Origin of the sequence: Ruminococcus sp. OM04-4AA, assembly GCF_003462585.1 — a bacterium.
GTDB classification, from domain to species: domain Bacteria; phylum Bacillota; class Clostridia; order Lachnospirales; family Lachnospiraceae; genus Mediterraneibacter; species Mediterraneibacter faecis.
The window spans coordinates 1-6,733 of sequence record NZ_QTZH01000085.1 but is presented as its reverse complement, the minus strand read 5'-3'; the positions used below and the strand labels follow the sequence as shown (position 1 = coordinate 6,733).

9 protein-coding genes are annotated in these 6,733 nt (G+C 41.0%); all 9 read right to left on the bottom strand.

Going from position 1 to position 6,733, the window contains the following annotated elements; translation table 11 throughout:
- Positions 1 to 94: 94 nt before the first annotated feature.
- Complete coding sequence (locus tag DXB52_RS14575) at positions 95 to 403, bottom strand: hypothetical protein (protein ID WP_472520398.1); 309 nt, start codon at positions 401 to 403, stop codon at positions 95 to 97.
- A gap of 275 nt (positions 404 to 678) precedes the next feature.
- A complete protein-coding gene (locus DXB52_RS14570; protein ID WP_117553094.1) occupies positions 679 to 903 on the bottom strand; it encodes a hypothetical protein in 225 nt (74 codons plus the stop codon).
- 31 nt (positions 904 to 934) lie between these two features.
- On the bottom strand, positions 935 to 1,360 hold the full coding sequence (locus DXB52_RS14565; RefSeq protein WP_117688242.1) for a hypothetical protein: 426 nt from the start codon (positions 1,358 to 1,360) through the stop codon (positions 935 to 937).
- Between the two features lie 23 nt (positions 1,361 to 1,383).
- Positions 1,384 to 1,797, bottom strand: a complete 414-nt coding sequence (locus DXB52_RS14555; RefSeq protein WP_117553096.1) for a hypothetical protein — start codon at positions 1,795 to 1,797, stop codon at positions 1,384 to 1,386.
- Positions 1,794 to 1,997: a helix-turn-helix transcriptional regulator gene (locus tag DXB52_RS14550; protein ID WP_039930565.1), complete on the bottom strand. Its 204-nt coding sequence runs from the start codon at positions 1,995 to 1,997 to the stop codon at positions 1,794 to 1,796. The genes DXB52_RS14555 and DXB52_RS14550 overlap by 4 nt, the downstream gene beginning before the upstream one ends.
- 100 nt (positions 1,998 to 2,097) lie before the next feature.
- Positions 2,098 to 3,000: a conjugal transfer protein gene (locus DXB52_RS14545; RefSeq protein ID WP_118107920.1), complete on the bottom strand. Its 903-nt coding sequence runs from the start codon at positions 2,998 to 3,000 to the stop codon at positions 2,098 to 2,100.
- 16 nt (positions 3,001 to 3,016) lie between these two features.
- Positions 3,017 to 4,024 carry a bifunctional lytic transglycosylase/C40 family peptidase gene (locus DXB52_RS14540; RefSeq protein WP_118107918.1) on the bottom strand — a complete coding sequence of 336 codons (1,008 nt, stop codon included), beginning with the start codon at positions 4,022 to 4,024 and terminating at the stop codon, positions 3,017 to 3,019.
- Positions 4,021 to 6,216: a CD3337/EF1877 family mobilome membrane protein gene (locus tag DXB52_RS14535; RefSeq protein ID WP_118107916.1), complete on the bottom strand. Its 2,196-nt coding sequence runs from the start codon at positions 6,214 to 6,216 to the stop codon at positions 4,021 to 4,023. The genes DXB52_RS14540 and DXB52_RS14535 overlap by 4 nt, the downstream gene beginning before the upstream one ends.
- A partial coding sequence (locus tag DXB52_RS14530; protein WP_181989225.1) for an ATP-binding protein occupies positions 6,216 to 6,733 on the bottom strand: 518 nt, incomplete at its 5' end. The genes DXB52_RS14530 and DXB52_RS14535, both read right to left, overlap by 1 nt.

Sequence of the window (6,733 nt, the reverse complement as noted above, 5' to 3'; positions counted from 1 at the left end):
TGCTCCTTAGATTAGATTTAGAGTTTTCAGAGTCAACTCCCAAAACTCTAATCAATAGTTTACATGCAACAGCCAGAAATTTCGATACACCCTCTTATTGGACGCTTACCATTAACAAAGTATTTCTCTTTCTTTCTGGAAGTTTCTTCAAGGCTTCTGCCAGCTCATCATCAAGGACACGAATATCAATGCCACATACTGAAAAGATTGTATAATCTGTTTCGTAATCGTCCCACACAGCAAAATTTTCAACGAAAATTTCTGGAAGTTCACAAAATGGAATTTCTTTATCTTTTCGTCGTTTCAATCCTTGCTGGTAGTCCTTTACAACATGACGGACAACTTTCTTCAAACAACTTTCAAAGCGACATTGAACTGTTTTCTGGAAGTCAGACGGTTTCATCAATCTCACCCCCTTTCCTCTATGATTTGAAAAGTGTTTATCCCTCTTTCCGCACCATATAGGGAATGAAAGGTGTGATTTAATGACCTATTTTGAAAAAAATTTAATTTTTTCGGGTATGAAAAAAGCCCGCACAAAACATATAGTTTTATACGAGCTATTAAAGCTGTAAGATATTCAGTTTTTAATAAAATGCTATTAGGTAGTGAATGATTGTATAGAATTTCGCTTAAAATGTTCCATAATACAATCCCCCTTACAGCACTTGTTTTGTATTACACTTTTGTCTTTTTGGTAATCTTGTAAATATATTCTTCTGGTGTAGGGCGTTTATTTCCAAAATACTTTTTAAAATTTGCCTGCACTTCTGGGTCGTTACTGTTCATAGCTTCATCAATCGTTGCTTCAATATCTGCCCGAACATCAGCCAATGATACACCGCCAGCTTTTGCTCCTGCTTTCAAGGCTTTTTTAATATCTCGTCTTTTAAGTCCTATCATAGTATTACCTCATCATAATTTAGCGAATGTTTTAAAAATGTTTTTCAAAATGTTTATACAGAACAATCCCTAAAAATGTTTGCAGTAGGAATAACCCAAAGATAACTCCTATAATCCAAGCTTCAATATGAAGTAACGCAAATACAAACGCAACAAACAAGTACACGAAGGTCATTATCTGATACACTAAAGAACCAGCTTTCATTCTTAAAAATACTTTTCTTTCATCAACATTATTGATGTGATTTTCTCTATTTATATTTTCCAATTTTTCTTTATTTTTTGGCATTTCATAATAACAAATTTTCAATAATTGAACACCAGAAGCAAAAGCTAATCCGAACCCCATTGCGCAAAAAAGTGTAGAGTAATAGTCAGTATCAATAACGAAACATCCCAAACATATAAAGATTATGCCTATAATAAATTCAATGATAAATGGTAATTTTTTCTTCATTGTTAATTCCACCTTTCAAAAGACTACATTTTCTTATCTAAATAACGAGCTGTTATAACCCATGTGATTTGTCCGATAGCAATAACTCCTACTATCGAAAAAAATACAACTTTACTCATATATCCCATAAAGATAAGAGCAAATAATACAAGAACCAATAATGTAAGTGTTACTTTATAAGCATTCGCAAGAGAAGCATTAGTAATTGCGATATTTCTTTCATCATTTTCTAATATTTGCATTTCCTTTGTCGGCTTACTGAATATATCACACCCCATTAAAATCAATATTATTCCAATAAGTGTTGTACCATAGACAACCAAATCTGGACGAGGTACAGGTAATAGTTGATGTACTCCTAAACCATAAGTTAGTAAACCACCTAAAAGAATTATTACACCGACAAATAATTCTACTTTTTGTATCTTATGCTTCATTTACTTTCCTCCTCATAAATAAAAATTTCTTCAATGCTCATTTGAAAGTACCTTGCAATTTTAAAGGCTAACATAATAGAGGGATTGTAGCGTCCATTTTCTAAAGAGCCTATTGTTTGACGAGATACTTCAAGAGCAGTCGCTAAATCTTCTTGTTTAATACCTCTTTGTTTTCGTAATTCTTCTAAACGATTTTTCACAACATACCCCTTTCTTGAACGAATGGAAAGTTCACTTTCCTTTTCTAATCTTATGATACTACTGCGAGCAAAGAATGTCAAGCAAACTTTCCATGTTTTATTATCCTACAATCTTCCAGTTACTATCCTTATGTAGTACAAGCTCATACTGTGATACCTGCGTCGCCTTTGTCTGATTATCAAGAAATTTTACCGCTACCTTGACTTTCACATTGTCCCCGTCCTTTGTAAAGATAGGGTTTACCAATTCAGAATAAAGGTAGTCCCTGCCGATAGGTTCAAGTACATTATCAGATACATAGTAGGCAAGCTCTTTTTCTGTGGCTGTTGGGTACAGCTTAAAGAATGTTTCCAGAAATGCGGTAGCGTCGTTTACAGTATCAGCGTCTACACTTGCATCTGCTTCTGGTGTCTTAGGCTCATAGTCTGATTTTTCGATTGCTGGTGCAAGGGTAGGGTTCTGAACGATTACCATATCCCCGTCAGCGTCCACATGGACTTTTACGGTATAGGTTGCTTTCACATTGCTTGTCTGTTCTCCCTCTTTTATCTGCTGATCTACTTCGTAGGTGGCAGAAAAAGTGTCCGTTCCCAACTGTTCGATATTCCACACAATCACATCTGTAACCGTGGAACTGGTCGGTATATCGGTTCTAATGGTATCCACATTCAAGTCCTGCAATTCCTTTGTCAGATAACCGTTGATTGCCTGCGTTCTTGCTTCAATCGCTTCTTTGCTGTTATTCCATGTGTAATAGGACTTCGCAAAGTTCTTCACGAAATTTTCTATCCCGTTGGTGTCCTGCAAGCGAAGTTCAATGATTTCTTTTTCATGGGTCGTGTGCTGGTCGATAGCAGTAAAATTCTTATACACCCCAAAGCTCACGCTTGCGATAAGCACCACCCACAACGCAATCACGGTTTTCTTATGTGTGCCTACCTTGACAGTACGCACCTTTTTTTCTTTGACATTTTCTGTCTGTTTCTTATTCTTCTTAAACATATTTTTCAAGTCCTTTCTATTGTTTTACTCGTCCTGCACCGATTAAGTGCTGTTGCCAGTAACTACTACTTAGGTCTGCATATCCTATCGGATTTCCTGCATGGTACATCTGGTTATTTCCTACATAAATTGCAACGTGCGTTACATAAGTACCAGCGTTATAGGTAGAATGGAAAAACACCAAGTCCCCAGCCTTTGCCTGCGAGAGTGGAAGATGTTGGGTAGCGTCATACTGTGCTTGTGCTGTTCTCGGTAAGGAGATACCAGCTTTTCCATAGCACCATTGCGTCAGCCCCGAACAGTCAAAAGAAGTGTTAGGATTGCTACCGCCATACACATATTTCCAGCCTTGATATTTTAACGCTTCATTCATTACCTTTTGTGCCAGCTCTCCCGATACCTGCGGAACAGTTAAATACTGATTGACTAATTCCACATAGAACATATTTCCATAGCCATATCGCCAGCCCCCGTTCTTTGCAACAGCTATCGGGTTGGTGTAGGTTACTTTCTTTCCACCCGACTTCTCACGAGCGAAGCTCTCTGCAAGGTTAAAGGTGTGTTTTTTCCCTTTTCCTGCCACATATCCCACATAGCCACCGCCATAGTTATAAGACTGTATCGCTACATTCAAATCGTCGATACCTTGATTTTTGCAGGAAGAAAGCAGGGACGCAAAATATTTACACCCCTGCTTGATTGAGCTTTCCGTATCTAAAGAGTTGGGCGGTAGTCCCAGACTTTCTGAACTCTGCATAACATCTTCTGCCGTACCGCCACTTTCTACTTGAATGATAGCCAATAGCACATTGACATACTCGGAAATGCCGTATTCTCTGGCGTATTTTTCCACCATAGGCTGATGTTTCAAAACTTCTGCGGATAAGTTCATACCCGTAATGCCAGAAGAAAAGTTGCTGTTCTCGTCGTCGCTGTCCGCACTAATCAACACCCCAAAGAAAAGCACCAGAGAAAATAGGATAGGAAACAGACTGCCAATGAGAGCGATATGTTTCAGTTTCATTTTTTCTTCTGTCCTTTCTTTGTTACAAGGCTTCGGTTTTTCTCTTTGGTCTGCTGGTTCTTTTGGACGGTTTGCGTCTGCTGAACCTTTGTCCTGCGGTCTTTCGTGTCATTCTGGCGTGTTTCCTGCGATACCACTTTTTCTACATTCTGCCTATGTACTGGCTGTGCAGGTTGGGTCGCTTTTCTATCAGAAGCACCAGAAGATAGCGGACGCTCTTTGATAACATTTGCTTTGACTGGCTCACTTATCTTTGAAGTGGTCGCTGTGGCAGGACGTTTGACTTCCTGCATTTTTTCAGCACCCGTCTTTGAAACGCTTGAAGCTGTGGCTGGTCGCTCATGGGGACGGGTAGCTCCCGTTGTCGCTGATCCGTCAGCCTTTCGCTGTGCCTGCCTTGCTTCTTGTGCCTTTTGAAGCTCCATACGCTTGTCAGCGATATTCTGTCTATGCTGTTCCTGCTTTTCCAAACGTCCCGACTGTCTGGACTGCTGTTCCTGCACCATGCCACGCTTGAAGTCAGACACGCTGGACTTTGCCTTTTCTTTTGCGGAATACACCGCATAAGCGGTCTGTGTCGGCATATCCTTGATATTTTCTTTGACAGCATTTGCCTTGTCTTTCACTTTATTTTTCGTATCTAAGACAGCACCCACCTTTGAGCCTGCACGCTGTCCCATGCTGGAAGTGGTATTGCCCCGACTGTCTTTTGTAGCTGTGTTCCTTGTCGGTTTTCTGTTTGAAATCGTGCTACCTGCCACCGCACCAGCGACACCGCCAGCAGTAACCGCACCAGCAAGCCGTCTTTCCATACGTCTAGCCCTATGTGCCAAGTATAGATATGGTCTGCGGAAAATTCTTCGTCCCATGCTTTGACTGTCGTTAGCGTTTAAAGAGAACATACTCATTAAGTCGCCCAGCTTCATGTAGATACCAGCGAAACACACTATCTGCAAGAACGCCACCATGAAAAACGGATAGTCCGTAGATATGTTATAAAACATACTGGAAATGCTGAACGCCACCGTTACAATGAGCGTTATTCCTGCCCGTGTCATTATGGTATTAAACACCCTTACGATTGCCTGCTTTGCCATGCTTTCATAACTCGGTATCATGGAAAGTAAAAAGCTGATAGGTAAAAACATTGCAAAGATAATAAAAAGTATCTGGCTAAACAACATCATGCCCGTAAGCAAGAATACAAATATTGTTATCCCTAAGTTGAAGAACAGTAGGAAGAACACCATACCTAAACGGTTCACGACCTGCGGTATCGTCAGATTGTTGTTGTCGTTGCCCTCGATTTCTGTTTTCACGACTTCCTCTCTGGTTTTCCCGTCCTCGTCCTCTGGGCTTGCCGATACAAGAGCTTCTACACGGTCTGTCCCGATTTCCTCTGCGTTGCTGTTACCGAATTGAAGCAAGAGCCACGGTTGTTCCACTTGAATAGAAAATAGGCTGTCCCGTATCAAGTCCACGCTGTCCTTGCCCTCGCTGTCAGAGTTGGGGAGCATGATTTTTGTTCCCAAATCAAGTGAAGCGGTACTGATGTCTGATGAAAATTCATTTATCTTTTTGATGTAATCGGGAGCATAGGCAATAAACGAAGCGGACAACACAAATACCACAACAAAGTTGATAACAGTATGAAGTGCTTTGCTGGTTTCCCGTTTGATAAGTCCCGTATATGCAACATAAAGTCCTACCACTAAGATAATGAGAAGCAGAAAACCAACATAGAAGCCAGAACTGGAAAAACCGTTCTGTGTTACACCTGCAAGGGTCTGTATGCTTTTTCCAATACTGTCTGCCATATCGTTGATGAAGTCCAGCTTATAGGCTTCCTGCACCACATACCCTGTGGCATTGCTTAAATAAAGGCTTATCGTCCAGACAAAGTTGGTAATGCAGTAAAGTCCGTACTGCACCGATTTTCCAATTCCGTCCAGCCAGTTCCACGGAAGCCACGACCAGCTATTATCCACATAAAAATCAAGCTGGTAGTTGGAAAGGGGATATTTTGAGTAAAGATTTTCTGCGTTTATGGTATCGTCCACAAGCCCCGTCGCATGAGCCACCGTCCCCAGAAGTGAAAGCAGGATAAGGGAGAGTGCCACCACGAACAGAGCCATTTTGAGAAAGTGAAGTATCTTCCTTTTTGTGAACGCACCTTTTATCCTTTCTTTCATCACTCCACCTCATTTCTCTGCACGGGCGGTCTGGTATCAAAGGCGTGTAGCAGTTCTTCAAAAACTGGGTGTATCTGCACTACACCGACACGCCCGTATAAGTCCTGCAATAAGCATTGTCCGTTCTCCAAATTACGCAAGCGTTTCTGGTTGTTTTCGTCGTCCTTGTCGATACCGAAAAATTCTAAGGTCTGTTTTATCTCGTTGATGTCAGTAGAACGGAAAGCGAACTTCAAGCCGATATTGTTTTTCAGACTTTCCTTTGCCACGTCCCCAGAAGATTGTGTAACGAAATAAACGCCTGCCTGCATAGCTCGCCCAGCACGAACCAGCTTATTTGATAAAGTTTCGCCTTGTGCCACGTTTAAGAATGCCCACGCCTCGTCCAAATCGACAATCTTAAAAATGCTTCTGTCCGAATGGATAAAATCAAGGGCAAAGGTACTAATCACAATCAGCATAGACACCGACAATAATTCAATGGTCGTGTATTCCTCAAAGGTCGTGTCCTTATCTG